The sequence below is a fragment of the Streptococcus infantis genome (assembly GCF_019929575.1).
In the GTDB taxonomy this organism is placed as follows: Bacteria; Bacillota; Bacilli; order Lactobacillales; family Streptococcaceae; genus Streptococcus; species Streptococcus infantis_L.
Map to the genome: position 1 here is coordinate 1 of NZ_JAHZPU010000029.1, position 25,093 is coordinate 25,093.

At 38.5% G+C, this 25,093-nt stretch carries 24 protein-coding genes and 2 pseudogenes; 2 read left to right on the forward strand and 24 right to left on the reverse strand.

The features are described from left to right. Positions 1–379 precede the first annotated feature (379 nt). The 20 genes from K1I67_RS08105 to xseA form a co-directional block, all read right to left on the reverse strand. The gene (locus tag K1I67_RS08105) at positions 380–2,071 is read right to left on the reverse strand and encodes a lactose-specific PTS transporter subunit EIIC (RefSeq protein ID WP_223339537.1); all 1,692 of its coding nucleotides are present in this window, start codon (positions 2,069–2,071) and stop codon (positions 380–382) included. Continuing rightward, the gene (locus tag K1I67_RS08110; RefSeq protein ID WP_001078319.1) at positions 2,071–2,388 is read right to left on the reverse strand and encodes a PTS lactose/cellobiose transporter subunit IIA; all 318 of its coding nucleotides are present in this window, start codon (positions 2,386–2,388) and stop codon (positions 2,071–2,073) included. The genes K1I67_RS08105 and K1I67_RS08110 overlap by 1 nt, the downstream gene beginning before the upstream one ends. Before the next feature lie 34 nt (positions 2,389–2,422). Beyond that, a complete protein-coding gene (locus tag K1I67_RS08115) occupies positions 2,423–3,259 on the reverse strand; it encodes a PRD domain-containing protein (RefSeq protein ID WP_223339538.1) in 837 nt (278 codons plus the stop codon). A gap of 242 nt (positions 3,260–3,501) precedes the next feature. Beyond that, entirely contained in the window at positions 3,502–4,482 is a 981-nt protein-coding gene (gene lacD, locus K1I67_RS08120; protein ID WP_223339539.1) for a tagatose-bisphosphate aldolase, read from the reverse strand. A gap of 1 nt (position 4,483) precedes the next feature. Then, the gene (locus tag K1I67_RS08125) at positions 4,484–5,413 is read right to left on the reverse strand and encodes a tagatose-6-phosphate kinase (RefSeq protein ID WP_223339540.1); all 930 of its coding nucleotides are present in this window, start codon (positions 5,411–5,413) and stop codon (positions 4,484–4,486) included. Positions 5,414–5,423: 10 nt separating this feature from the next. Further along, positions 5,424–5,939 (reverse strand): galactose-6-phosphate isomerase subunit LacB, encoded by a 516-nt coding sequence (gene lacB / locus K1I67_RS08130; RefSeq protein WP_036757536.1) that lies wholly within the window; start codon positions 5,937–5,939, stop codon positions 5,424–5,426. A gap of 148 nt (positions 5,940–6,087) precedes the next feature. Further along, on the reverse strand, positions 6,088–6,513 hold the full coding sequence (gene lacA / locus K1I67_RS08135) for a galactose-6-phosphate isomerase subunit LacA (protein WP_061453572.1): 426 nt from the start codon (positions 6,511–6,513) through the stop codon (positions 6,088–6,090). 256 nt (positions 6,514–6,769) lie between these two features. Next, positions 6,770–7,663, reverse strand: coding sequence for an aldose 1-epimerase family protein (locus tag K1I67_RS08140; protein WP_223339541.1), 894 nt, complete (start codon positions 7,661–7,663; stop codon positions 6,770–6,772). 103 nt (positions 7,664–7,766) lie between these two features. Continuing rightward, complete coding sequence (locus K1I67_RS08145) at positions 7,767–9,242, reverse strand: PTS galactitol transporter subunit IIC (RefSeq protein WP_223339542.1); 1,476 nt, start codon at positions 9,240–9,242, stop codon at positions 7,767–7,769. A gap of 44 nt (positions 9,243–9,286) precedes the next feature. Beyond that, positions 9,287–9,592 (reverse strand): PTS sugar transporter subunit IIB, encoded by a 306-nt coding sequence (locus K1I67_RS08150; protein WP_000590576.1) that lies wholly within the window; start codon positions 9,590–9,592, stop codon positions 9,287–9,289. Between the two features lie 39 nt (positions 9,593–9,631). Beyond that, positions 9,632–10,108, reverse strand: coding sequence for a PTS sugar transporter subunit IIA (locus K1I67_RS08155; RefSeq protein WP_061863128.1), 477 nt, complete (start codon positions 10,106–10,108; stop codon positions 9,632–9,634). 200 nt (positions 10,109–10,308) lie between these two features. Beyond that, on the reverse strand, positions 10,309–10,917 hold the full coding sequence (locus K1I67_RS08160) for a hypothetical protein (RefSeq protein WP_223339543.1): 609 nt from the start codon (positions 10,915–10,917) through the stop codon (positions 10,309–10,311). Positions 10,918–11,234: 317 nt separating this feature from the next. Beyond that, a complete protein-coding gene (lepA, locus tag K1I67_RS08165; protein WP_049510208.1) occupies positions 11,235–13,058 on the reverse strand; it encodes a translation elongation factor 4 in 1,824 nt (607 codons plus the stop codon). Positions 13,059–13,136: 78 nt separating this feature from the next. Continuing rightward, entirely contained in the window at positions 13,137–13,865 is a 729-nt protein-coding gene (locus K1I67_RS08170) for a metallophosphoesterase family protein (protein WP_223339544.1), read from the reverse strand. A gap of 1 nt (position 13,866) precedes the next feature. After that, positions 13,867–15,534 (reverse strand): DNA repair protein RecN, encoded by a 1,668-nt coding sequence (recN, locus tag K1I67_RS08175; RefSeq protein ID WP_223339545.1) that lies wholly within the window; start codon positions 15,532–15,534, stop codon positions 13,867–13,869. A 6-nt stretch (positions 15,535–15,540) separates the two neighbouring features. Then, a complete protein-coding gene (locus K1I67_RS08180; protein WP_223339546.1) occupies positions 15,541–15,972 on the reverse strand; it encodes an arginine repressor in 432 nt (143 codons plus the stop codon). After that, positions 15,965–16,780 (reverse strand): TlyA family RNA methyltransferase, encoded by an 816-nt coding sequence (locus K1I67_RS08185; RefSeq protein WP_223339547.1) that lies wholly within the window; start codon positions 16,778–16,780, stop codon positions 15,965–15,967. Before K1I67_RS08185 ends, K1I67_RS08180 begins: the two co-directional genes overlap by 8 nt. Then, positions 16,773–17,648 (reverse strand): polyprenyl synthetase family protein, encoded by an 876-nt coding sequence (locus K1I67_RS08190; protein WP_223339548.1) that lies wholly within the window; start codon positions 17,646–17,648, stop codon positions 16,773–16,775. The genes K1I67_RS08185 and K1I67_RS08190 overlap by 8 nt, the downstream gene beginning before the upstream one ends. Beyond that, positions 17,645–17,857 (reverse strand): exodeoxyribonuclease VII small subunit, encoded by a 213-nt coding sequence (locus K1I67_RS08195; RefSeq protein WP_214261855.1) that lies wholly within the window; start codon positions 17,855–17,857, stop codon positions 17,645–17,647. Before K1I67_RS08195 ends, K1I67_RS08190 begins: the two co-directional genes overlap by 4 nt. Next, complete coding sequence (gene xseA, locus K1I67_RS08200; RefSeq protein WP_223339549.1) at positions 17,835–19,175, reverse strand: exodeoxyribonuclease VII large subunit; 1,341 nt, start codon at positions 19,173–19,175, stop codon at positions 17,835–17,837. Before xseA ends, K1I67_RS08195 begins: the two co-directional genes overlap by 23 nt. A 434-nt stretch (positions 19,176–19,609) precedes the next feature. Between xseA and K1I67_RS08205 the strand changes: the two genes are divergently transcribed. Continuing rightward, on the forward strand, positions 19,610–20,023 hold the full coding sequence (locus K1I67_RS08205; RefSeq protein WP_223339550.1) for a hypothetical protein: 414 nt from the start codon (positions 19,610–19,612) through the stop codon (positions 20,021–20,023). 194 nt (positions 20,024–20,217) lie between these two features. On the opposite strand, the pseudogene K1I67_RS08210 reads toward K1I67_RS08205, so the two are convergent. Next, positions 20,218–21,409 (reverse strand): annotated as a pseudogene (locus K1I67_RS08210) (IS110 family transposase). 367 nt (positions 21,410–21,776) lie between these two features. Continuing rightward, positions 21,777–23,081: a surface-displayed alpha-enolase gene (gene eno, locus K1I67_RS08215; protein WP_223339551.1), complete on the reverse strand. Its 1,305-nt coding sequence runs from the start codon at positions 23,079–23,081 to the stop codon at positions 21,777–21,779. A gap of 164 nt (positions 23,082–23,245) precedes the next feature. Between eno and K1I67_RS08220 the strand changes: the two genes are divergently transcribed. Beyond that, the gene (locus K1I67_RS08220; protein WP_223339552.1) at positions 23,246–23,692 is read left to right on the forward strand and encodes a DUF1694 domain-containing protein; all 447 of its coding nucleotides are present in this window, start codon (positions 23,246–23,248) and stop codon (positions 23,690–23,692) included. Here K1I67_RS08220 and K1I67_RS08225 read toward each other — a convergent pair. Next, positions 23,689–24,804, reverse strand: a complete 1,116-nt coding sequence (locus tag K1I67_RS08225; RefSeq protein WP_223339553.1) for a glycerate kinase — start codon at positions 24,802–24,804, stop codon at positions 23,689–23,691. The two genes, K1I67_RS08220 and K1I67_RS08225, sit on opposite strands and share 4 nt — an antisense overlap. Positions 24,805–24,820: 16 nt before the next feature. Further along, positions 24,821–25,012 (reverse strand): annotated as a pseudogene (locus K1I67_RS09980) (HAD hydrolase family protein); the annotation flags it as partial. Between the last annotated feature and the right edge of the window lie 81 nt (positions 25,013–25,093).

The window sequence follows — 25,093 nt, forward strand, 5'->3', positions numbered from 1 at the left end:
GAGCGAACAAAGATATCAATCAACCACTGCGTCATACAATTATCGATATCATTCAGTAAAGCTTGAACACGTTTTGATCCCGTGATGATTGGAGACTGTTTCACAGTCCCTGTCATCAATCGAATTGTGACATGAGAAGGTAAAAACGATAATTTTTTACCGACGAATTAACAAGGCGATTAGGGAGTGGGAAAGAACTCTCACTAGTTATAAAGAGTTCGTCTTCCCACCCCCGCACAGTTGATTAGATATCTTTGGAGCAAAGAGCGAACAAAGATATCAATCAACCACTGCGTCATACAATTATCGATATCATTCAGTAAAGCTTGAACACGTTTTGACCCCGTGATAATAGGAGACTGTTTTACAGTCCCTATCATCAATCGAATTGCGCTTGAACAAATGCAAGGGCACCTTGTCCGTCTCGAGTCAATTTAATGTATTGAGCTCCCTCAGTCTTAGCCAGTTTGATACCTAATTTATCCGTTTCAGCCTTCATATCTTCGAAGTTTGAAGCGACCTGTGGTGCCAAGATAACCAAATCAAACTCAGGTAGCATCTCACGGTGAGCACCGTAGCCGCCAGCGGCTGCCTTAACTGGCACTTTGTACTCTTCTGCTGCTTTATTTAAAGCATTTGCAAGGAGACCACTTGTACCTCCTCCTGCACAGAGAACGAGAACATTTGTTTCTTCTGTGATTGTGTTTTGCGCTGCTTCTACACCTGCTTTTTCAAGAATAGCATCTGCTTTAGCAGTATTGAAGCTTGCTGCTACTTTTTCTTTCAATTCATCATTGGCTTTACCAGAACGCTCTTCTTCAAGAATTTGTTCATCATAAACCTTGAGGAATGGATAGTAAATTGCTACGTCAACAATGATTAACAAAGCAGCAAGTACAAATGACAAGAATTGGAAGTTTGTACCGAGAACAATACCGAGCGGACCTGGTGTTGTCCAAGGAAGGTTGGCAGTAAATGAGTTCATGCCAAGCGTTTCAATGAAGAATTTAAAGATCCATACGTTGGCAATTGGCGCAAAGATAAATGGAATAAAGAAAATTGGGTTCAAGACAAGTGGTGCACCAAACAGGATTGGTTCGTTTACTCCAAAGAATGTTGGAACAACAGACGCACGTCCGATTGCGCGGTTTCGTTTCGATTTGGTCAACCACATGAACATGAATGGAACAACCAGTGTCGCACCTGTACCACCCATGGTAACGATAAACATTTGTGTACCAGAAGTAAGAATCTTGTCAGCGTGCATACCTTGTTGGAGAAGGTTCAAGTTAACTTCGGCATTTGCATAGGTAATAGCTGCGATAGCAGGTTCGACGATTGAAGGACCATGGATACCAACAAACCAGAAGAAGGCAAAAGCACCAAAGATAATGGTAATACCTAGATAGCCATCAGCTGCTGAGAATAATGGTGCAAAGAATTTACCGATTGATTCTGCTACACTGGCTCCAACAAAATGACGAGCTAGTAAATCAAGAACATATAGAGAAACAACTGAAAGAGTGAATGGAATCACATCCTTAAAAACTTGTGAGATATTGGGTGGAACTTCGTCAGGCATACGAATGGTAACGTTGTTCTTAACACAAACCTTATAGATTGCTACGGTAACAAAGGCAGCAAGAAAGGCTGAAAGCAAACCTTTTGTTCCTAGGAAACCTGTCGCAAAGCCACCTTCAATTGGATCAGCTGCCAACATCAACAAACCAACAATCGCAGCCAAAAGTGTCGACATATAGTTGATTTGGTTGGTTTTTTCCATGCTACGGTTTACTGAGTCGGTCAATGACTTAGCTGTTGTACCAGCAACCAAGAGAGCTAGAATCCCCATTGAATAGCTATAAGGTTTCATGAGGAGATTAACAACATCATCAGACCATTTAAAGCCCCATGAGTTTGGTACAAAAGCAATCAAGATAAAGATACTTGAGAAGAGAATAACGGGCATACCAGCGATGAAACCATCACGAATAGCACGAAGATAGATATTACGAGATAATTTCTCAAAGAAAGGTTTTCCTTTCTCAATAAATGCAATTAATTTATTCATTACTTAACTCCTCTCTTATAGAGTTCGATTAAATGGTGCATCAAATCTTTTAACAAGATAGTTGTCATCAAGTGGTCTTGGCCATGCATCATGGTTACACTATAAGCTAAGTCCTCACCAGCTGCCTCCTTGGTCAATAGACTTGTTTGCGCGTGATGAGCCTCGGCGATACAGCCACCAGCTTCCTCGACTAAGCTATCTGCTTTCGCAAAATCGCCAGCTTCAGCAGCCTTTAAGGCTTCCAATAGTTTTGAACGAGCATCGCCAGCATAGGCTACGATTTCAAAACCTAACAATGTTACTTCTTCTCTATTCATAATAGAGTCCTCCTTATATATTGTTTGATAAATCTTATGACAGTAAACGTTGTATATGTAGAACTAGATAAACTCGCTCACTCTTATACAAATCAAGACCAGTATGTTGCGTAATCACATCATAGATCTTGGAACCAATCTCGAATGCTTTTGGATAGGATTGTTTGATATGGTCTTCCATATCTAGAAGAGATTGATTATCATCTCTGGAACGGTCTAAATAATCCAAAAAATAGTTGAGATGAATCATAAAGCGATCATAGAAATTATTATTTTCTGGTGTTCGCTGTATTTCATAGCTCCTGAGAACATTTTCAACACTCTTTAATATTTCCTTTCTCTTATCTATGAACTCAACAACTTCAACTTCATTTTCACCTTCTGCATTGATAAAATGATAAGCGATGCGAATAATCTCGTCTTCAGGAAAATTTTCTGTCAATTTCTGACGATAAATTTCAAAGGCTTCTTTTGCAATTTGAAAAGCGACAGGATACTTGACAGAAATATCAGGCAGGTTACTATCCTTGTAGCGTCCTTGACTAATAGCCTGATAAGAACAATAGATATGGTCTGTCAGAGTGACGTATAGATACTCTTGGACAGGATATTGATATTTTTTTGAAAGATTATCAATAATCTCATAAGTAACCATAATAAAATCAAGAGGCACATCCTTGAGAAGAGCCATAAAATTTTCTCGCGATTCTTCAGTCTTCATCCGAAAGACTTTTTCAACTTGCTCTTCGGAAATCAAATCACCTTTCTTTTTTCCAAAGGCAATCCCTTTCCCAATTACTACAAGCTCTTCACCGTTTCCGTTACGTACAAGAGAAACATTATGGTTCATTGGATTTAATATCCGATACATGTCGACCTCCTTGTTCTGTCATTTAAGAGCTAGAGCATAAAAAATGACCACAAATGACCCTGAAAATAAATTTCTGAGTCACCTGTGATCATGCCTAATATTACTTAGTAACACTCACCTTGTATTAACTTGTGACTTTAGTATAGCACAAGAATGTTTTTTTGTAAACCTTTACATACCACTTTTTTTAAAAATATTTTCAAAGTTTTTATGCTAGGCTTTAGAACATAAGGGGTTGAAATTTACACACGTTCAGTCCATGAAGTTGCTGTTGTTTGAAGAACTTTGTTAAGTTCATCGATGTTTTCAAATCCAGTTGTACGAAGCCATTCTCGAGCTGCTGCTTCACCATCTTTGATGTAAGCTTCAACTGAACCAGCCCATGTTGCACGTCCGCAAAGAACACCATTGAAGTTTGCACCTGATTCGTGCGCAAATACAAGAGTTTCTTGGAAGAGCTTAGCTGATACACCTGCACTCAAGTAGATGTATGGCAAGTTAGTAGCTTCGTCTTGAGCTTTAAAGAAGTCTGCAGCTTCTTCACGTGTGTGAACGATTTCGCCATCGCCAAAACCTTCAACGTATTTCACATTTACTGGAACTTCAACTTTCAATACATCGATGTTGAAACGTGGATCAGAGAATACTTTCATAGCTTCAATAACTTTACGTGGTTTTACTTTTGCGTATTCTGCAGAACCTGCGTCCGCAATCTTTTCATCGTAAGCCAAGATTTCAAGGAAGAATGGAATGTCTTCAGCTACACACTCAGAACCAATACGTTCAATGTAGGCTTGTTTTTGTTGGTTAAGTTCGTCAGAGCTATCTACGTCATAGTAAAGCAAGAACTTAACAGCATCTGCACCTTGTTCCTTGATACGTTTTGCAGACCAAACGTCCAAGCAGTCTGGCAAGCGTTTTGTACTTGTTGTATCGTATCCTGTTTTCTCATAAGCAAGGAGAAGGCCTGCATTTGGATCAAGAGCTTTTGTAGCTGGAAGTCCGTACTCAGGGTCAAGTAGCATAGATGAAGCATATTTAGTCAATTCATCTGCTACCAATACTTTAAGTTCTTCCATTTGAGCAACTGTTGGCTCTTCTGTTTGGTATTGAGCCATGAGGCGTTTCAAAGCACCACGTTGGTCAAAGGCAAGAGCTGAGATGATACCATTCTCATCAGAGAGTTTTTGCATACAAGCGCGTTTATTTTCTGTTAAAACCATTTTATACCTCTTTTACAATTAATTGGTCATATAGACCTTGATAGTTAGCCATATTGACATGACCGGTCATTTTTTCTTGAGCATTAAGCATACCAAGGACATTTGCCTTGATCAACAGTTCTTGATCCGTTTCTTTATGGAAAAGACCTGAAGCAATACCTGCCACTGTAGAATCGCCAGAACCGACTGGATTTACTACTTGAATTCTTGGAATATCTACTTTGTAGAAAGTGTTACCGTGTTTAGCGAAGGCACCATTAGCGCCTAAGGAAACGATAATCCACTCGATTCCATCAAATAGTGGTTCTTGAAGGACTTCTTTTAATTCATCCAAGTCTTTAGAAATTTCTCTTCCTAAAAGTTGAGATAATTCTTCATTATTTGGTTTGATGACTGTTGGTTTATGTGGAGACTCAAGAACTGCCTGAAGTGCAGCGCCTGAACAGTCCAATACAACAGGTTTCCCAGCATGATTCGCAAGTTCAACTAAACTAGCATAGTAATCAACTGGAAGTCCTGCTGGTAGACTACCTGAAATGGCCACTACCTCTACAGTCTCTAAAAGTTCTTTGAAATGAGCCAAGAAATCTTGACCTTCTTTTTCTTGAACTTCAGGACCTTTTTCTAGGATTTCTGTTTGGTTTTCTCCATGTAGAATTGCGATACAGTTACGGGTTTCACCTTGAATAGAGAAGAAACGTTTGCTTACTTTATCATCAATATTTTCTACTAAAAAATCACCAAGTTTACCACCGACAAGCCCAGTTGCCACTACGGAGTCACCAAATTCTGATAGGACACGTGTAACGTTAAGACCTTTACCACCAGCCGTTTTAGTGACATCTACAACACGGTTGACAGTGTCAATTTTCAGTTCATCCAAAGGATAGGAAATATCAATGGAAGGGTTCATTGTGACTGTTAAAATCATAAGTCACCTCTTAGTCGTGGTATTCACCACGATCCCATTTTTCAAGGAACTCTGCAAAGAAGTTGGCATCAGTTTGATGATCGTTATGACTTTCAACGTGTTGGATTTTAGCGATCAATTTTTTGTTTTCTTCTGATGGTTTGTATTCAGCGTTGATGAAAGCTTCAATGATATCACACATGAGCAATTCGCCAGTGATTTTACCACCAAATCCGATAACATTAGCATTCAATTGTTCTTTTGCATATAGAGCTGTTGTCATATCGCGAACCAAAGCAGAACGAACACCAGGAACCTTGTTAACAGCATTATTAATACCTACACCAGTACCACAGATACATACACCAAGATCAGCTTGGCCACTAACTACTGCTTCACCTACTTTTTTACCAAAGATTGGATAGTGGGTACGAGCGTGGTCATAAGTACCAAAGTCGATAACTTCATGTCCTTTTGATTTCAAAAATTCTGAAACAGCCATTTTTTCATTTGTTACGATGTGGTCACATCCGATTGCAATTCTCATTAGTTATTCCCTCCGATTAATTGTATAAATCTAATATCATTTATCCTAACTCAAGAAAAATCAAGATTAGCTTAGGAAGCGAGCTGCGAGCATAACTGAGGTTAGCTAAAGTGAGCTGACGACATATTATCTTGATTTTTGAAGAGTATTAGCACATTTTGTTCAACATGTCGACCCTGATTTGGTGACGACCGCCGTCATACTTACCATTTACAAAGCCTTTAGCGATGTTCTTAGCCAATTCGTCACCAACAAGTTGAGCACCCATAGTAATCATACGTGAGTTGTTGTGACCACGAGTCATATAAGCTGAACGTTCGTCAGATACTTCTGCAGCAACCATTCCTTTGATTTTAGTTGCAACCATAAATGGACCTGCACCATAAGCATCAATGACAATACCAAGGTTTTGTTCTTCTTTGTTTACTTCTGCAGCAACTGCAAGAGTTACATCAACGAAGTCTTGACCTTCAACTGTAACATCCACAACGTGGAAGTTTTCTTTTTCCAAGAAATCTTTAACGACTTCTTTCAATCTCAAACCTGCAGCATCTGCACCAATAACAATAGACATATTGTATACTCCTTTTTTATAATAGACCAGTAAAACTTTCTGATTCTAGCCTAAAATAGACCTTTCTCAAATAGTTACTAGTAGTTTTGTTGACTATTTTAGATTAAGAATGAATCATCTATTCACTCTTAGTAACTTCTCCTTGGAGAAATTGGAAGAATAACTTGTTGAAACAAACACAAATTGTTCTTTCTAAACATAATATACTACTATTGTTTAAAAAAGTCAACGGTTTGTGTTTGTTTTTGTTTATTTTTTATAAAATTTCGATATCAAAACCAAGTTGATCAATTTGACCTGGATTTAAGATTCGAACATTTTTCTTATCTTCTAAATGATCCCCCTCTTCGAGTGATGTTGATAAACCTGACCAAGGTTCCAAGGCAAGGAAGGGACCTTTATTGAGAGTTGACCAAACGATGAGGTTTGGAAACTCTTCAAAGTCCAGTTTTAATCCCTTATCATGTTTACGTGACCGTAAGGAAACAGAGCGAGAGGCTAACTCATCTAAAGTCACAGCATCATAGCTAAAGAAATCATAATTTAGATCCAATTCTTTTTGCTCTTTTAACCAGATACTTCTATCTTGAAAATCTAACATTCCTGTTTCTGGGAATGGTTTCGGAACCGTGCAAGTTTCAACTTTTTCAAATTCAAGATAGTAATCTTCATAGACTTCATCATCAAATAAAGGACAGTTAAAACCTGGATGTCCACCAATAAAGTAAGGCATCTTTTTATCTGTTTCCTTATTAGTAACTTGATACTGTGTTCGAATAGTCTTTCCAGTTACAGTATAAGTTATTTCTAGTCGAAAATGATAGGGATAATTCTCATACATGTCTTGGTCATCTTCAATAGCAAATGTAACAGAATTATCTGTTTGTTCTACTAATGTAAAATCTTTTTTTCGTACTAGACCATGTCGAGGGATTTTTCCTTCTTTTTGACTACCATCTTCTTGATCATATAGGACAGTATCATTTCTAACTGATCCACAAATTGGAAATAGAACAGGTGCTTGGCCGCTCCAGTAAGTTGGATCTCCTTGCCACAAATACTCAATTCCATCTTTGTCTTTTATTGAAGAAAGTGCACCACCAAAAGTTTGAAACTGTACACTTAACTGTTCTGTTTTTAATTCAATCATTAGAATTACCTCCATTTATTTAAGGCCTAAAAAAACTAGGCTGTCGACTCCAGATTTGGAAACTGACAACCTAGTTTTTACAATTTACATTTTTAGGAGCGAATTATTTTGCTTTTGCTGCGTACTCTTCGTTACGTTTGATCATTTGTTTTCTGTACCATGCAAAGATACCGATATAGAATACAAGGAAGACTACAGCACCAAGGATTGCTTTGATATCACCAGTTGTAGTGTTACCAATTGTCCAACCAAGAAGTTTTTCGATTGGTCCTTCAAGAGTTGAGTGAGTAATCAATTGAGTTTGGCTCACACCTGCTGGGAAGGCACCTACACCTTTAGCAAGCTCTGTTGCAAATGGTGCAATAAGTGTACCTGAAAGAAGGAAGAGTGGCAACAAGAGAGTTCCGAAGATAATCATACGGAGCAATTTACCACGAGTTACAACCAAGAGAGCTGGAGTAACACCCATAGCGATGATACCTGCAAGAGGCAAGATACCATTTCCGACTTTTGAAAGAAGCACAGCTTCAATCAACATGATTGGTGCAAGTACGTTGGCACAAGCCCAAATTTCAGCACGACCAGCTACGAATGGCCAGTCAAGACCGATGTTAAATTTACGTCCTTGAAGACGTTTAGTAGCAACGTTAGTAATACCTTGTGAAAGTGGTTCTACTGCGGCGATGAACCATGAACCGATAAGTGAGAAGAGCTCCAAGCAGACACCGGCAGTCAAACCAAGTGACAACCAGCCTTTAATAACAAGTTCCCATTTTTCAGCACCTTCAACACCAGCAACTGGATGTGGAGTTCCCATCAAACCGATAACGATACCAAGGATGAAACCGATGAAGAATTTAGATCCCCAGAAACCGATTCTCTTGTTCAATTTAGCAGCGTCAAAGTCGTATTTATCAAGACCTGGGAAGAATTTATCAAAAATCTTATCCAAAACCATGATAACTGGGTTCATCATGTAGTTCATGTGAGTTGAAGTCATTGGTGATGAACTTGGTGCGTTAAGAAGGTCGTCAAATGTTGGTTTCATCAAGTCAGAGTTGATGATTTTAAGAACCCCAACAAGGACAACTGCTGCAGTCGCGATGAAGAGTGAAACTCCTTGGCTAACTCCATTGTTGTCAGCGTACCATTTAATCAAAAGACCTGTGATAGACAAGTGCCAGATATCAAAGATATCGACGTCAAGTGTATCAGTTTTCTTCGTTACAAGCATTACAATGTTGACAATCAACATGATGAGCAAGAAGTAAAGTGTCCAAGCTGATCCCCAAGTGATTGTAGCAAGTGGTGCCCAACCAACGTCGGTGATGTTCAATTGAATACCAGTATTTTCAACGAATTTTGCAAGTGATGCTGAGAAAGCTCCGTTAAGCATACCGATGATCGCACCGATACCAGTAAGAGCGATGGCAAGTTTGATACCACCTTCAAGCGCTTTGGAGAATTTCACTCCAAAAAGTAGAGCCAATAATGTCAAAATGATCAGCATGATGATCGGTCCACCCATTTCCAAGATAGGTTTGAACAGCTTATTGGCTAGTTCGATAATGATATCCATAATTTTCCTCCCTTTATTTTTATGGAATATTTACAAATTAATAATTAACTTAAACCATGTTCTTTGATAGCTGCTTCAATATTGTCATAAACTGGAGCGCTCATAGCTGGAATACGGAACAAGATTGGTCCTGCTTCAACGACTGGAATACCTGGTTCAAAACCTAAATCAGTAGCAGCGATAGGTGTGAAGATATCATAACCTTTAATCAAGTCTTCATTGACATCTTTTACCATAACAGCATCACATTGAACATCGTACCCACGGTTAGAAAGTTCTTCTTCAAGAGCACTTTTAATTTGGTGGCTTGAGTTAACACCTGCACCACAAGCAGCAAGAATTTTAATCATTTAGATTTCCTCCGTTTTTATATAAAAATTATTAACAAATTAAGCAGTCGCTTCTGAGATGTATTGGAACAAAGCTTCAGGTTCCTTAATCTTAGACAGCGCTTCAAGATGACCATTGCCTGTAAAGAAGTCCATCAACTGCGCAAGAATATTTGTTTGACTTGAGCTTGAATTGTTGATGATAAAGAACAACAATGAAACTTCTACTTCCTTATCAGGAGCAATCATATTGTGGAACGTTACTGGTTTTTCCAGACGAACCACGACAACATTTTCAGTTAGATTATGAATTGTATCAGTATGAGGGATAGCTACGTTAGGCAAATCCTTCCCTAAAAACTCCATATCCAAACCAGTTGGGAACGATTTTTCACGTTCAATCAAGGCCGATCGATAGGTCTCTGTAACAACTTTCTTTTCTTCCAGTAGGGTTGCAACTTGATCGAAAAGTTGCTCTTGATTATCTGCTTCTAAGCAAAAGACTAGGTCTTTGTCAAAGAAATGATCTAATCCCATGACCTTCTCCCTTCATATTTAACTTTTATGGTACAAGTATAACACTATATGAAACCGTTGTCAATGTTTTTTTGTTGTATTTTGTTTGATATTTATTTTTTTTGTTTACGAATTAAACATTTAATGATTTCAAACATATTTTTTATAAATTTCTTAATAAGTAAAACAAAAAAACAGGAAGTACTCCTGTTTTCACGATGTTAACTCTTTTTATTGGTCCAACTTTCTTCCACCATTGGAAGAAGATTTTTTAATACCTCTGGAACACCTTCCAGAGAAACATATCTAAACTTACCATCATCAGATTTAAATACCCAGATAATTAAGTATTTACCATTTTTAGCAATACAGTTTACTACATAGGCCTCATAGCCACCGATAGTTGATTTTGACCCCCATACCTTGGAAAAGTCTTGACTTTTCTGTTTAGATTCATAAATACTAGTTGAGATTTGAACAGTTTCAAGCGCAGCGTACTCACTTTCACTAATACCAAACTGCTCTGGTTTAAAGGTATTGAGAGTTACAATATTGACATCCGTCCCATCACAGTACTGAATGTCATCTCCACCTTTAATTTCTTTGAAATGAACCCATGATTTAGGAATTTTTACATAGCCATAATCATCTGAACCCACTACTTGCGTCTCTTCTGTCTGTTTTTGCGATGAACTAGACTCTTGACTTGAAGCTTCCTGAACACTTGAAGAGGCTTCTGTCTTTACCTCGTTTTTCTTCTCTGAATTGCTACAAGCAATTAGACTAAGACTACAAAGTAAAAGTGTAGATAAAGTTATTATTTTTTTCATGATAACTCTCCTTTCACTTCTATTTTAAAGTATGAAGGGAAAAGTGTCAAAAAATTACTGTATTTTGACACTTTACAAAATCAATTGAGTGATTGAAAACGTAGACAAACTTAGCAGTTGTTAAAAATTTAGTCTCATTTATCAAGGCTACTATATAATTATAATTCTTAGATATACTGTATACTGGTTTTTTCAAACTTTTACTGTCTCTAGTAAAAGAAAAAGATTGAAGAAAATTGTCCAAAATAAACTCTTTCTTCAATCTAAATCAACTGATCGATCTATTTCTTAAAATCAATGCTATTCTCACATAGCGACTATTCTTCATCCATGCTCAATACGCTGAGGAAGGCTTCTTGTGGGACTTCTACTGATCCGATGGCTTTCATGCGTTTCTTACCAGCTTTTTGTTTTTCGAGAAGTTTACGTTTACGAGAAACGTCACCACCGTAACATTTAGCAAGCACATTTTTACGAAGAGCTTTAATATCTGTACGCGCGACAATCTTGTGCCCAATAGCTGCTTGGATGGGAACTTCAAATTGTTGACGAGGAATGATTTTCTTGAGCTTATCAACGATGAGTTTTCCACGTTCGTAAGCAAAGTCCTTGTGAACGATAAAGCTAAGAGCATCCACCTTATCACCATTAAGAAGGATATCCATTTTCACCAGCTTAGATGGACGATACTCTGACAATTCGTAATCAAAGCTTGCATAACCACGTGTCGAAGACTTAAGTTTATCGAAGAAGTCAAAGACAATCTCAGCTAGTGGGATTTGATAGATAACATTAACACGATTGTCATCGATATAATCCATAGTCACAAAGTCACCACGTTTGCGCTGAGCTAATTCCATTACTGCTCCGACGAATTCTTGCGGTACCATGATTTGTGCCTTAACATATGGTTCTTCGATAGTTGCAATCTTTGTAGGATCTGGGAACTCGGATGGATTAGATACATCCATAGACTCACCATCAGTCTGATTAACCTTGTAGATAACAGATGGTGCAGTCATAATAAGGTCGATGTTAAACTCACGTTCCAAACGTTCCTGAATAACATCCATATGAAGAAGTCCAAGGAAACCACAACGGAAACCAAATCCAAGAGCCTGGGATGTTTCTGGTTCAAACTGCAAGCTAGCATCATTTAGTTGCAATTTTTCAAGAGCTTCACGAAGGTCGTTGTATTTATTTGACTCGATTGGATAGAGACCTGCGAAAACCATCGGATTCATTTGCTTGTATCCTGAAAGTGGTTCGGTCGCTGGATTTGTCGCCAAGGTTACTGTATCACCGACACGTGTGTCCTGAACAGTCTTGATTGAAGCCGCGATATAACCAACGTCACCTGTCGCAAGGAAGTCTCGTCCAACTGCTTTAGGTGTGAAAATTCCGACTTCAGTTACATCGAAGGTTTTACCATTGCTCATGAGCTGAATCTTATCACCAGGTTTGACTACTCCATCCATGACACGAACTTGGAGGATAACTCCACGATAGGCATCATAAACTGAGTCGAAAATCAAGGCTTTCAATGGTGCTGACACGTCACCAGTTGGGGCTGGTACTTTTTCGACAATTTGTTCGAGAATTTCTTCGATACCGATACCCGCCTTGGCTGAAGCCAATACTGCTTCGCTAGCGTCTAGACCAATGACATCTTCGATTTCTGTACGCACGCGCTCTGGATCCGCTGCTGGTAGGTCAATCTTATTGATAACTGGAAGGATTTCCAAATCATTATCCAAAGCAAGATAGACGTTTGCCAGAGTTTGAGCCTCAATCCCTTGGGCAGCATCAACGACCAAAATAGCACCTTCACAGGCAGCTAGGGAACGTGAAACCTCATAGGTAAAGTCCACGTGTCCAGGTGTGTCAATCAAGTGGAAGATATAAGTCTCACCATCTTTAGCCGTATAATTAAGCTCGATAGCATTAAGCTTGATAGTAATTCCACGCTCACGCTCTAAATCCATACTATCAAGAAGTTGGGCCTGCATTTCACGACTGGAAACTGTCTCTGTCTTTTCCAAAATACGGTCTGCTAGTGTTGACTTTCCATGGTCAATATGGGCGATAATAGAGAAGTTACGAATCTTCTCCTGTCGTTTTTTCAATTCTTCTAAGTTCATCATTCTCTTCCTTTCAGGGTATCTATTAATTATAAATTGTTTTTAACATTTTGACAAGACCATACCCTGTTAGGAGTACTAATCTTCAGCAACAAAGCCGTCATTTTCAATGAAGTAATGTTCTGTCATACCTTGGTCGGTAAAGACAATACCGTGAAGGACACCACCGTAAACAGCTCCTCCATCCATTCCAATCTTACCGTCTTCTGTCATCCAAAGTTCAGATGTACCAGGTTTTTGATCCAACAAACCATAGACTGGTGTATGTCCAAAGACAATGTTTTTTCCAGTATGATTTTCAGCTTCGTGGAATGGTTTTCTGAGCCATACCTTCTTGTAATCGGTAGTATCATGCCAATCATCCAAAGTCAAATCAATACCAGCATGAACAAAGATATACTTCTCTGTTTCAATCACAAAAGGCATCTGACGGATAAATTCCACTAAGTCTGCTGCTTCAGTCTCAACACGCTTAGCATCTGCTACTCCATCTACTGGTGCATCTAGCGGACGGCCTAAAATGGAATTAATGGTTGTATCCCCCCCATTACGACGATAGTGGTCATAGCTTTCTTCAGGATTATCCAACCAAGTTAAAAACATATACTCATGGTTTCCTGATAAACAGATAGCGCCTTTATTATCAACCAAATCCTTGACCATTTCAAGAACACGGCGGCTATCTTCTCCTCTATCAATCAAATCTCCAAGAAAGAGTAATTGGGTTTTTCCATCCCATGTTTTAAGAAGATCTTCTAGCATCCCAGCTTTTCCGTGAACATCTCCAATTACATAATAGTCTGTCATCTTATTTCTCCCTGTTTCTCAACAATTCTCTGGCTTGCGTCAGGGCTGCTTCTGTCACATTCTCCCCGGCCAACATCTTAGCGACTTCTTCAATTCTTTCTTCAACTGTCAGCAAGCGAACTGTTGAAACGGTCGAATGTTCATTACTAATCTTTTCAATAAAGAACTGATAATCTGCAATTGCAATAACTTGAGGAAGGTGAGAAATAGCCAATACTTGACCGTGCTGCCCAATTTTATGAATTTTTTGCGCGATAGCTTGAGCTACACGACCTGAGACTCCTGTATCCACCTCATCAAAGACAATGCTGGTCTTACCTTCCTTACGAGAAAAAGCAGACTTGATAGCCAACATCAAACGAGATAACTCACCACCAGAAGCTACTTTTACTAAAGGTTTATAATCTTCTCCAGGGTTGGTTGAAATGTAAAACTCAACACTCTCATTACCTTCACGACTAAATTTTCCCTTACTGAAACGGACTTGAAATTCAGCTTTTTCCATATAAAGGTCTTGCAATTCTTGCTTGATTTCAGCTTCAAGTTCCTGAGCTATTTTATGACGAGCTTGAGCAACTTGACCTGCTAGATCCACAAGATTTTTTTCAAGTTTCTTAAGTTCGATTTCCATATCTTCAGAAGATAGATTATTTCCTGTTAGAAGATTATATTCGTCTGTAATCTTGGCAAAGTATTCAAGGACATCATCCACACTACCACCATATTTACGGGTAATGGTGTGAATCAAATCAAGTCGGCTTTCAACCTGCATCAGACGATTCCCATCAAAATCTAAATCATCAATAATGGATTCCAACCGTTTGGTGATATCTTCTAGAACATAATAGGATTCAGAAAGTGAGCCTGAAATCTCACGGTATTCTGGATCAAACTCTTCAAGACTTTCCATATCATTCATGGCTGAACGGACATTTGCCAGACTTGAAAATTCTTCATTATCCAGCATACTATAAGCATTTGTCAGAGTATCAGCGATATGCTTATGGTTCAGTAATTTGTCTCGTTCTTGATTAAGGGCAATATCTTCACCAGCTTTCAAATTAGCTGCCTCAATCTCAGCCATCTGAAATTCCAACATTTCAATACGAGCCTTGTGTTCCTGCTGATTTTTTTTGATGTCAAGCACTTGCTTGCGCATACGACGATAGTTATCGAAACTCATCTGATAGGCTTCTTTTAATTCAAAGAAATCAGCATCACCAAACTCATCCAACATCTGGATATGTCGATGAGGACGCATTAACTCCTCTTGGTCATGTTGACCATGGATATCAACAAGCTGTTGTCCAATCGTCCTTAATACTGACAGATTAACCATCTGTCCATTGACACGGCTGATGCTTCGGCCGTTTTGCAAAATTTCGCGACGAATAATGATTTCATCACTTAATTCTAATCCTTGTTCATCAAAAATTTCTTCTAGCGCACGATTACTTTCAATTGAAAAAAGACCTTCAATTTCTGCCTTTGGAGCTCCATGACGAATAACTTCTGTTGTAGCTCGAGCTCCTAACATCATATTCATAGCATCAATGATGATTGACTTACCCGCACCTGTTTCACCAGTTAAAACTGTCATCCCTTGTTCAAAATTCAGAGAAATTGATTCGATGATAGCAAAATTTTTAATCGAAATTTCCAGTAACATATAATCCTACCAATTTTTAACTTGTTCAAAAATATCCTCGGCCGCTTCTTCACTTCTCAATACCATCAAGATGGAGTTATCATCTGCAATACAGCTAAAAATTTGGTCAGAAAAAACAGTCATCAACTGACTCTTGACGAAAATTGTATTCCCTGGAATGATTTGCAAATTGATCATATGCCCCATGCATTCAGCATGAACAATATTGTTTTCTGCCAATTGCAAGCTTCTAACGATTGATTTTGGTAATTCATAAATGTAAGTATTGTCTTTCAATGGAATTTTTACAATACCCAATTCTTTAATATCTCGGGAAACTGTTGCTTGAGTAGCAGAGATTCCCGCTTCTCTCAAGTGTTCAACGATTTCTTCCTGGGTACCGATTTGATAATCTGTAACAAACCTTCTAATCTTTTCTAGTCTCTCTTTTTTATTCATCTTTAAACTCTCTATGTGCTTTTTCTACTATTTGTTCTATTTCAGAAAGTGCCTGATTACTCGCTTGTTCTTCTTTACGCAAATAAGCAAGAAATTCAATATTCCCGTGTCCTCCTTGTATAGGAGAAAAATCCAAACCTAAAACGGAGAATCCTTCTTTGACTGCCATTTTAGTAACTGATTCTAAAACATTCTGATGCACTTTGGCATCTCTGATTATCCCGTTCTTACCAATCTGCTCTCGACCAGCCTCAAACTGAGGCTTAACCAGAGCAACAATCTGCCCTTGATCAGCTAAAACTCGGTGCAAAGCTGGCAAAATAAGGCCTAAGGAAATAAAACTGACATCGATACTGGCAAAACTTGGTTCCTGTTCAAAATCAGTTTTTTCCGCATAGCGGAAGTTAAACTGTTCCATGCTAACCACACGAGGATCTTGACGTAATTTCCATGCCAGTTGGTTAGTACCAACATCAACTGCAAAAACTAGTTTAGCACCATTTTGCAACATGACATCGGTAAAACCACCTGTAGAAGCTCCGATATCAATGGTCGTTTTATCTTCAACAGTTAAATCAAATTTTTCTAAAGCCTTTTCTAGCTTTAAACCACCACGACTAACATACTTGAGCTTCTCACCCTTGAGTTTCAACTCTGTATCATCAGGGATTTTTTCTCCAGGCTTATCGAACCGTTCACCATTAAGTACAGCAACTACTAAACCGGCCATAACTCCTCGCTTGGCTTGTTCTCTAGTTTCAAATAAACCTTGTTTATATGCTAGAACATCTACTCTTTCCTTAGCCATTGATTCTCAAACTTTCTACTATTTTTACTATTGGTTCCTTGTCAAAGCTCACAACTTGGCTAATCTCTTCAAGTTTCGCATTAGCTTGATCCAAAGTTTGATTGCAAAACGCTATCGCCTGGTCTAATCCCAACAAGGCAGGATAGGTTGACTTTTCGGATTGCAAATCTTTCTGGGGTGTCTTGCCGATTTCCTCAAAACTTGCTGTAACATCAAGGACATCATCTCTCACTTGGAAAGCCAGGCCAATCAACTCGCCAACTGTTTTAAGTTGTTTTTGAAGATTTTCATCCAATCCAGCAATGATTCCACCTGCTTGGAAAGGAAAGGCTAAAAGTTTACCGGTCTTATTAGCATGAATGGTCTGAAGTTCTTCTAGACTTAACTGTTGACCTTCACCTTCCATATCTAACACTTGACCAGCTACCATCCCCATACTTCCAGAAGCAAGTGATAAATTAGCTATTAAATCAACCTTGGTTTGACTCGGTAAATCAGCTTGAGCAATTAAAGCATAGGGATCCAAAAAAAGCGCATCCCCTGCTAAAATAGCTAGAGCTTCACCATACACCTTATGGTTGGTCAAACGCCCCCGACGAAAATCATCATTATCCATAGCAGGAAGATCATCATGAATCAAACTTCCAGTGTGAATCATCTCAAGCGCTGCTGCAACTTGAGCATGTTCCTGAGTGATAGGCACTTGCAGGGAGTCCAAAATTTCTAAAAGTAAATAAGGACGAATCCGTTTACCTCCAGCATGTATGGAATAAAGAACAGCTTCTCTTAAACTGGACGCAAATTGTTGGTTGCCATAAAAGTCTTCAAGAGCTGACTCGACCAAAGCTAGTTTTTCCTGCTTGTTCATACCAGTTCACTTTCTGTTCCATCTTCTTGCATCACCTTGACCAAAGTCTTTTCTGCTTTATCAAGTGTAGCTTGCAATTCTTTTGATAAGATCATTCCTTTTTGAAAAGCAGCAATAGCATCTTCTAGAGCAATTTCACCATTTTCCAAGCTCTGAACAATAGTCTCAAGCTCTGCTAAGTTTTCTTCAAATTTCTTTTGTTTTGACATCTCTTACCTCTAATTCTACTTGACCGTCCCGCATCAACAGTGATATCTGGTCATTTTTTTTCAAATCTTTTGCCGAAGCCACAACTACCTCGCCTTTCTTGACGATGGCATAACCCCTTGCTACGATTCGACTAGTATCTAGCATAAGGAGAGCTTCTGATAGACGTTTTACTTCAGCTACTTTTGCATCATAGGTCACAGCCATCTGGCTACGCAGCAGTTTCCTTAATTGCTGAATACGATCCTGATAACGCTGGATTTTGATGATTGGTGATAATTGTTCCAAACGGTGGACTTGTTCTTGCACCTTTTGTTGATTACAAACCAATTCGGCATTCAGTCCTTGCTTCAGTCGCAGCTGTAACTGATCCAATCGTTGCAAATATCCATCATACAAACGTTCTGGTTGTCTAAAAATGACAGATTGACTGAGGTTTCTCAAAACTTCTTTTTTCTTTGACAAGACATTTTGTACAGCTGTCGCCATCCGCTTTTCTTGGTTCTGCAAATGGGTCAAGAGATCCAACTTGGTTACAGGTGTTGCCAGTTCTGCCGCAGCCGTCGGTGTGGCCGCTCTCTTATCTGCTACAAAATCAGCCAAGGTCACATCTGTTTCGTGTCCCACACTTGAAATGATGGGTAGACGTGATTCAAAGATAGAGCGAACTACAATCTCTTCGTTAAAGGCCCAAAGATCTTCAATGGAGCCACCACCACGACCGATGATCAGAACATCTAAGTCTTCACGCTCGTTAGCTCTCGCTATATTACGAGCAATTTCCTCTGCAGCTCCATCACCTTGAACTTTAGTGGGATATAGGACAATCTCTACTCCTGTGAAACGTCTGCTAACGGTTGTAATGATATCCTGAATGACAGCTCCACTACGACTGGTCACCACACCGATTTTCTTTGAAAATTGTGGCAAAGATTGTTTAAAGTGTTCTTGAAATAAACCTTCTTCTGCCAGTTTCTTCTTAAGTTGTTCAAATTGGACAGCCAAGGCACCAACGCCATCTGGTTCAGCTTTTTCAATAATAATTGAATAACTTCCGCTTGGTTCATAAATTTGAACACGACCGACTACATTGATCTTCATCCCTTCTTCCAAGTCAAAGCCTAGTTTCTGATAAATACCTGACCAAATCGTTGCCTGAATAACTGCTCGGTCATCCTTAAGAGAAAAATACTGATGCGTTGGACGCTTGCGGAAGTTAGAGACTTGACCAGTTAAATAGACCCGTTCCAAGTAGGGGTCTTTATCGAATTTCATTTTCAGATACTTGGTCAAAGTTGTGACCGATAAATACTTTTCCATCTCTACCTCCCTCTTTTCTCTAGTTTTTCCTGGGTATTATTATACCAAAAATACGCTTAAAAATCTTTAATCATATCTCTTATAATGAATTAAATAAAGTCTTTTTGTTTTCAGCCATTAATTTAACATTACAGTATCATTAGTATTTATTTACCTTTTTCCAAAGATTTTAGTTAAAAAAATATAATTATCACTTCAACTATTCTAAAATTTAAATTTAGATGTAATAATACAAGTTTTTGCATACTATTTTTTACTTTTTATGAAAATACTGATATAATAACTTTACAAGGATTAAATTTTTAGATGTAGTAATATTGGATCGCTATTTCACTTTATAAATAAGTTTTTGTTGTTACTGCTACTAATCTTCGATAATATTAAAATTTTCACTTTTAAAAAATATAGGTGTCAAAAAAGGAAAGGGAGCATTTATGACATTTAAACAGGCTGATTTTCAAGAGAAAATCAATATTCAATCACTGAGCACTTTTTATGGGAGACAAATTGGTACTGTAAACTACATTACAAAATTCCCAGGTAAGATTACACTTCATTGTATTCTTGATTTATTTAATGTTAAAGAAAGCTACCCTTATCGACTGGAACTTTATCTTGTTCGACCAAATCAATACAGTGATAAAATTTTATCTTCAACGATAAGAATTGAGGAATCAACTTTGATTGAAACAAACGATGGATATGGTAAAACAAGTATAAATTTTGACTTTGTACTTTCTTTAGTTCAATCTGGAGATTATCGTTTAGATTTTATCTTATCAGATAAAAAAAATAATGAATTAGATAAGAAATATATCTATCTTTATTTTGGAACAGAAGAAAAATAAAGAATTATTGGCTCTTTTCTACCATTTGTCAAGTATATCAAGGGCTTTAAGTAAAAAAAGAGATAAGACAGTAGCTATTCTGAGGTTACTGTCTTATTTTTACCACTTATTGATCCATAAAAGGGCATGCTAAAAAACCACCTCATCTGGTATTTTTTGAAACAAGGTATTATAATAATACGGCATAGATAGCCTTATCGATTTTGGGTCAAAGAGTAATCGTAAAGTTTGTTATGCGTAATGAGGTAATACATTGTTCGAATGAGACGATGTACAGAGGCAATCGCATGTGGCTTGGTTGAAGCTATTGTCGATTGTCTTTTTCGTTTCTCATAAAAGTCGGCGATATGGCAGGGATTAGTATGACTAGCTGAAGCGATGTTATGAATGCACTTGAACAAGATTTTTCTGGCATAGGGATTACCTCGTTTAGTAATGTGTTCCTTGGCGAGAAAGTTCCCAGATTCATAGTGTCTCAGGTCAATGCCAATAAAAGCGTTGATTTGATTGGTAGACTGAAAGCGACGAATATCTCCCAATTCGCCAATGATAGATGTCGCTGTGGTTTCTGCGATGCCAGGAATTGATCGTAAGATGTCATACTCTGGTAAAGGCTGAGCTAGAGCTACCATGTCGTCTAAGACAACCTGTCTGTGCTCAGAAAGACGAAGCAATTCTTGAGCATAGTAACGAACCTCTTCAAGTATTGGAGATATTTTCTTGACCGCACAAAAAGATTGTTTAGCGAGTTTTATAAGTTTATCAGTCAGGTAAGCAATACGCTTTTCAGAGATGCGTTTGGAGGTAGATTGACGGATAATCTCACACAAGTTACTTTGAGATAGGCTTAATACAAACTCTTTGCATGGAAAAGCCATCACTAAATTCCAATATTGCTCTCCAGTTGGTGTGGATAATAGATTTTCCAACTCAGGAAAGGTGACTTGTAAGACCTTGTGTAGACGGTTTTTAGCTCTAACAATGTCTTCTGTAAGATTTTGATAGAAACGGCTTAAATTACGCAGGTGTTGATAAACTTCTTCCTACGCATAAGTTGGTTTACGATTGAGTATAAATTGAGAATGAGCCAACTTTTCAGCGTCAATTTTGTCTGTTTTACGAACTCGCAGACTGTCCAGTTGCTTCTTAGCTTCCAGAGGATTCAGCTGTGTATAAGCGTAGCCGTATTCCTCAAGAAAGGCTCGAAGACGCCGAGAATAGACACCAGTAGCTTCAAATATAATCTCAGGGTTATGAACAGTTTTCAAGTCATTCAAAAGACGATTGAAGCCAATGGCGTCATTGAGCATAGTGTATCCATGAATCTTCTCACCGTTGACTAAAATTGCCACCTAAGCTCACATCGATCCCAAATACTGTACGCATGATATTACCTCTTTTGTCTTGAATAATTCCGTGTTTTAGTGATTTTATTTTCAATACGCGACGTCTAGCGTCCCACATACTTTGATCAAATTCCACCTAAAACAGGTGTCTTGCCAGTTTGTCAAGCGACGTCTAGCGCCAAAGAGCCCTACGACTTTACAAGACAATAAAGAAAAAGTAGTGAGTACTCTCTCCAGTCGGAGATTTTCTCACTACTAATCTTAGTATGTTTGTCAACTATAGTGGGTTAACAAAGAGTCAGAAAAAAAGCCCTTCGGATAAAATCCGAGGGGCTTAAAACGTTGTTAAATCAACGGCCGAACTTTTTTATTTCAAGGTTCGGGATGAAATAGTTCACTGAACTATTTTATTTTTTCAAGTTGTAGAATGATTTCAATCCACGGTATTCAGCTACTTCACCAAGTTGGTCTTCGATACGAAGCAATTGGTTGTATTTAGCGATACGGTCAGTACGTGAAAGTGAACCAGTCTTGATTTGTCCTGCGTTTGTTGCAACTGCGATGTCAGCGATTGTTGAATCTTCAGTTTCACCTGAACGGTGTGATACAACAGCAGTGTAACCAGCTTCTTTAGCCATTTCGATAGCTTCGAAAGTTTCAGTAAGAGTACCGATTTGGTTAACTTTGATAAGGATTGAGTTAGCAGCACCTTCTTGGATACCACGTGCAAGGTAGTCAGTGTTAGTTACGAAGAAGTCGTCACCAACCAATTGAACTTTCTTACCAAGACGTTCAGTAAGAGCTTTCCAACCTTCCCAGTCGTTTTCATCCATACCATCTTCGATAGTGATGATTGGGTATTTGTTTACCAATTCTTCAAGGTAGTCGATTTGTTCTGCAGATGTACGAACAGCAGCTCCTTCACCTTCGAATTTAGTGTAGTCGTATACTTGACGTTCTTTGTCGTAGAATTCTGATGAAGCACAGTCAAATCCGATAAATACGTCTTTACCTGGAACATATCCAGCAGCTTCGATCGCAGCAAGGATAGTTTCAACACCGTCTTCAGTTCCTTCGAAACGAGGAGCGAATCCACCTTCGTCACCTACGGCAGTTTCCAAACCACGTGATTTAAGGATTTTCTTAAGAGCGTGGAAGATTTCAGCACCGTAACGAAGAGCTTCTTTAAATGTTGGAGCACCAACTGGCAAGATCATGAACTCTTGGAATGCGATAGGAGCATCTGAGTGAGATCCACCATTGATGATGTTCATCATTGGAGTTGGAAGAACTTTAGTGTTGAATCCACCAAGGTAGCTGTAAAGTGGGATTTCAAGGTAGTCAGCAGCAGCACGAGCTACAGCGATAGACACACCAAGGATTGCGTTAGCACCCAATTTACCTTTGTTAGGAGTACCGTCAAGTGCGATCATAGCACGGTCGATAGCTTGTTGGTCACGTACATCGTAGCCGATGATTGCTTCAGCGATGATGTTGTTTACGTTGTCAACAGCTTTTTGTGTACCAAGACCACCGTAACGAGATTTGTCACCATCACGAAGTTCAACTGCTTCGTGTTCACCAGTAGAAGCTCCTGATGGAACCATACCACGTCCGAAAGCACCTGATTCAGTGTAAACTTCTACTTCAAGTGTTGGGTTACCGCGTGAGTCTAGGACTTCGCGAGCGTAAACATCAGTAATAATTGACATTTTTTACTCTCCTTATTGAGTTAAATTTTTTACACCTCTATGATACCTTAAAAAGACTCCTTTTTCAAGGAAAAACGTTATCTTTGTGCAAATTTTCCTTAAGTTTATAAAGTAATCGCTTTCTTTTATCTGTTTTCTCCTTTATTTTATGATATACTATTTTTATGACTGATGTATCAAAACAAATCCTAGAAAAAGCTCATGGTGGGCTTAAACTAAATCCAGATGAACAGAGACGTTTTCTCGGAACTTTCGAGGAACGTGTCCTTGGCTATGCAGACCTTGAAACAGCTAATGATGATAAATTTCAAAAGGGTTATGTATCTATTTTAGAGAGTCTAAAAAAAGAGACTCAACTTCTATTTGTCAAAATTTCTCCTCAGGTAGAGTTTGATAAACAAGTTTTTTATCTAAAACAATCCAAAGATGCTGACTGCCAAGCGACCATCGTTTCTGAAGATCATAACTCTTCTCCTTTTGGCCTAGTTATCCATAGCGATGCCCCTGTTCAAACAAGTGAAAAAGACCTCAGAAAGGCCTTTTCAGACTTATGGCAGGAAAAAGAGATGAAAAAAGCTCCTACTTCTCTTTGGAAAAAGTGGTTTGGTTAATTTTTCTTCAAAGCTAAAATTTGACCAATGTTTGCAGCCGTATTTTCTAAATAGATAGCGGCATTTTTTAGACTATCCTCCAGCGGTTCGCTTTTTTCTAGTATTGAAAAGGCAGCAACGAGATTTTCATATGGCAAGGGCGGTAAATCCTCTGACAGACTCCCACAAATAGCAATAACTGGAACACCAACTGGTGTTCTTTTTGCTACTCCGATTGGAGCCTTACCAGATAAACTTTGAGAATCTAACCTACCTTCACCAACAATAACTAGATCTGCATCTGCAACGTTTTTATCGAAATTGATTATATCTAAACAAGTTTGGATACCAGATACAATCTCTGCTCCAGCAAAGGCACATAGGCCAGCCGCAATACCACCACCTGCTCCAGCTCCTTCAAGACTTAGAATTTCAGGGGCAACTTTACGATAGAAGTTTTCAATAGCATCATCAACTTCATGAAATTGAGTTGGTTCCAACCCTTTTTGCTTTCCAAATGTATAGGTAGCACCGTGAGTTCCACAGAGTAGATTTGTAACATCTGCTAAGATTTTAATATGCACATCAGCAGGGATGGTAACGACACTTTTGTCCAAAATCTTACTTACTTCAAATAAGGACTGGCCACAAGCCTCAAGTTCCATTCCGTTTTCATTATAAAACTGATATCCGAGTCCTGCAGCAATCCCAATTCCACCATCGTTACTGGATGTCCCACCAACTCCTATATAGAACTCTTTCATTCCTTGTTCGATTAAATAAAGGATCAGTTGACCAATCCCCTTTGTTTGAATCTTCAGTGGATTTCGTTTTTCTATAGGAATTTTAGCAAGCCCAACTAAATCGGCCACCTCGAACAGAGCAAGTTCTCCTTTTTGAACATAAGTCATTTGAATCTCATCTCCAAAGGGACCTGTCACTAAAGCAGTTTTTTCTACAAGACCAAGTGAATTTTTAATGGCATCTACTGTTCCTTCCCCTCCATCGCCAACAGGTAAGAGCAAACATTTCGATTCAGGTAGAGCCTTTTTAAGGCCTCGTTTAATAGCTTTAGCTACTTCACTTGCAGGGAGACTCTCCTTAAAAGAGTCAGGTGCTATAACAATTTTCATACACTCATCTTTCTAATCAAAGGAAATCTATCAGATTCAATACTTTTGTTAAATCTCTATCTTCAATTTGAAGGGGAATTTCCTCTTTCACGATTTCTTTGGCACAGAAGCCAATGCCGATTCCAGCTCTCTTCAACATTGCTAAATCATTAGCTCCATCTCCAATAGCAATTGTTCTATCAATTGGTACCTCTAATTCATCAGCCCAACTTTGTACTGACCCCAAAAAGTTAGACAAATAATTATTGAAAGGATTTAGTTCTGTACTGCACAGGACTAAGTCCTTTTA

Bases quoted from the DNA above. Each gene is read 5' to 3' on its own strand.
- lacD (WP_223339539.1), bottom strand. From the start codon at position 4,482: ATGGTTTTAACAGAAAATAAACGCGCTTGTATGCAAAAACTCTCTGAT.
- K1I67_RS08105 (WP_223339537.1), bottom strand. From the start codon at position 2,071: ATGAATAAATTAATTGCATTTATTGAGAAAGGAAAACCTTTCTTTGAG.
- K1I67_RS08110 (WP_001078319.1), bottom strand. From the start codon at position 2,388: ATGAATAGAGAAGAAGTAACATTGTTAGGTTTTGAAATCGTAGCCTAT.
- xseA (WP_223339549.1), bottom strand. From the start codon at position 19,175: ATGGAAAAGTATTTATCGGTCACAACTTTGACCAAGTATCTGAAAATG.
- K1I67_RS08190 (WP_223339548.1), bottom strand. From the start codon at position 17,648: ATGAACAAGCAGGAAAAACTAGCTTTGGTCGAGTCAGCTCTTGAAGAC.
- K1I67_RS08155 (WP_061863128.1), bottom strand. From the start codon at position 10,108: ATGGGATTAGATCATTTCTTTGACAAAGACCTAGTCTTTTGCTTAGAA.
- lepA (WP_049510208.1), bottom strand. From the start codon at position 13,058: ATGAACTTAGAAGAATTGAAAAAACGACAGGAGAAGATTCGTAACTTC.
- K1I67_RS08150 (WP_000590576.1), bottom strand. From the start codon at position 9,592: ATGATTAAAATTCTTGCTGCTTGTGGTGCAGGTGTTAACTCAAGCCAC.
- K1I67_RS08185 (WP_223339547.1), bottom strand. From the start codon at position 16,780: ATGGCTAAGGAAAGAGTAGATGTTCTAGCATATAAACAAGGTTTATTT.
- lacA (WP_061453572.1), bottom strand. From the start codon at position 6,513: ATGTCTATTGTTATTGGTGCAGATGCTGCAGGTTTGAGATTGAAAGAA.
- K1I67_RS08180 (WP_223339546.1), bottom strand. From the start codon at position 15,972: ATGAATAAAAAAGAGAGACTAGAAAAGATTAGAAGGTTTGTTACAGAT.
- K1I67_RS08160 (WP_223339543.1), bottom strand. From the start codon at position 10,917: ATGAAAAAAATAATAACTTTATCTACACTTTTACTTTGTAGTCTTAGT.
- K1I67_RS08225 (WP_223339553.1), bottom strand. From the start codon at position 24,804: ATGAAAATTGTTATAGCACCTGACTCTTTTAAGGAGAGTCTCCCTGCA.
- K1I67_RS08140 (WP_223339541.1), bottom strand. From the start codon at position 7,663: ATGATTGAATTAAAAACAGAACAGTTAAGTGTACAGTTTCAAACTTTT.
- K1I67_RS08220 (WP_223339552.1), top strand. From the start codon at position 23,246: ATGACTGATGTATCAAAACAAATCCTAGAAAAAGCTCATGGTGGGCTT.
- recN (WP_223339545.1), bottom strand. From the start codon at position 15,534: ATGTTACTGGAAATTTCGATTAAAAATTTTGCTATCATCGAATCAATT.
- K1I67_RS08170 (WP_223339544.1), bottom strand. From the start codon at position 13,865: ATGACAGACTATTATGTAATTGGAGATGTTCACGGAAAAGCTGGGATG.
- K1I67_RS08145 (WP_223339542.1), bottom strand. From the start codon at position 9,242: ATGGATATCATTATCGAACTAGCCAATAAGCTGTTCAAACCTATCTTG.
- K1I67_RS08195 (WP_214261855.1), bottom strand. From the start codon at position 17,857: ATGTCAAAACAAAAGAAATTTGAAGAAAACTTAGCAGAGCTTGAGACT.
- eno (WP_223339551.1), bottom strand. From the start codon at position 23,081: ATGTCAATTATTACTGATGTTTACGCTCGCGAAGTCCTAGACTCACGC.
- K1I67_RS08125 (WP_223339540.1), bottom strand. From the start codon at position 5,413: ATGATTTTAACAGTCACAATGAACCCTTCCATTGATATTTCCTATCCT.
- lacB (WP_036757536.1), bottom strand. From the start codon at position 5,939: ATGAGAATTGCAATCGGATGTGACCACATCGTAACAAATGAAAAAATG.
- K1I67_RS08205 (WP_223339550.1), top strand. From the start codon at position 19,610: ATGACATTTAAACAGGCTGATTTTCAAGAGAAAATCAATATTCAATCA.
- K1I67_RS08115 (WP_223339538.1), bottom strand. From the start codon at position 3,259: ATGTATCGGATATTAAATCCAATGAACCATAATGTTTCTCTTGTACGT.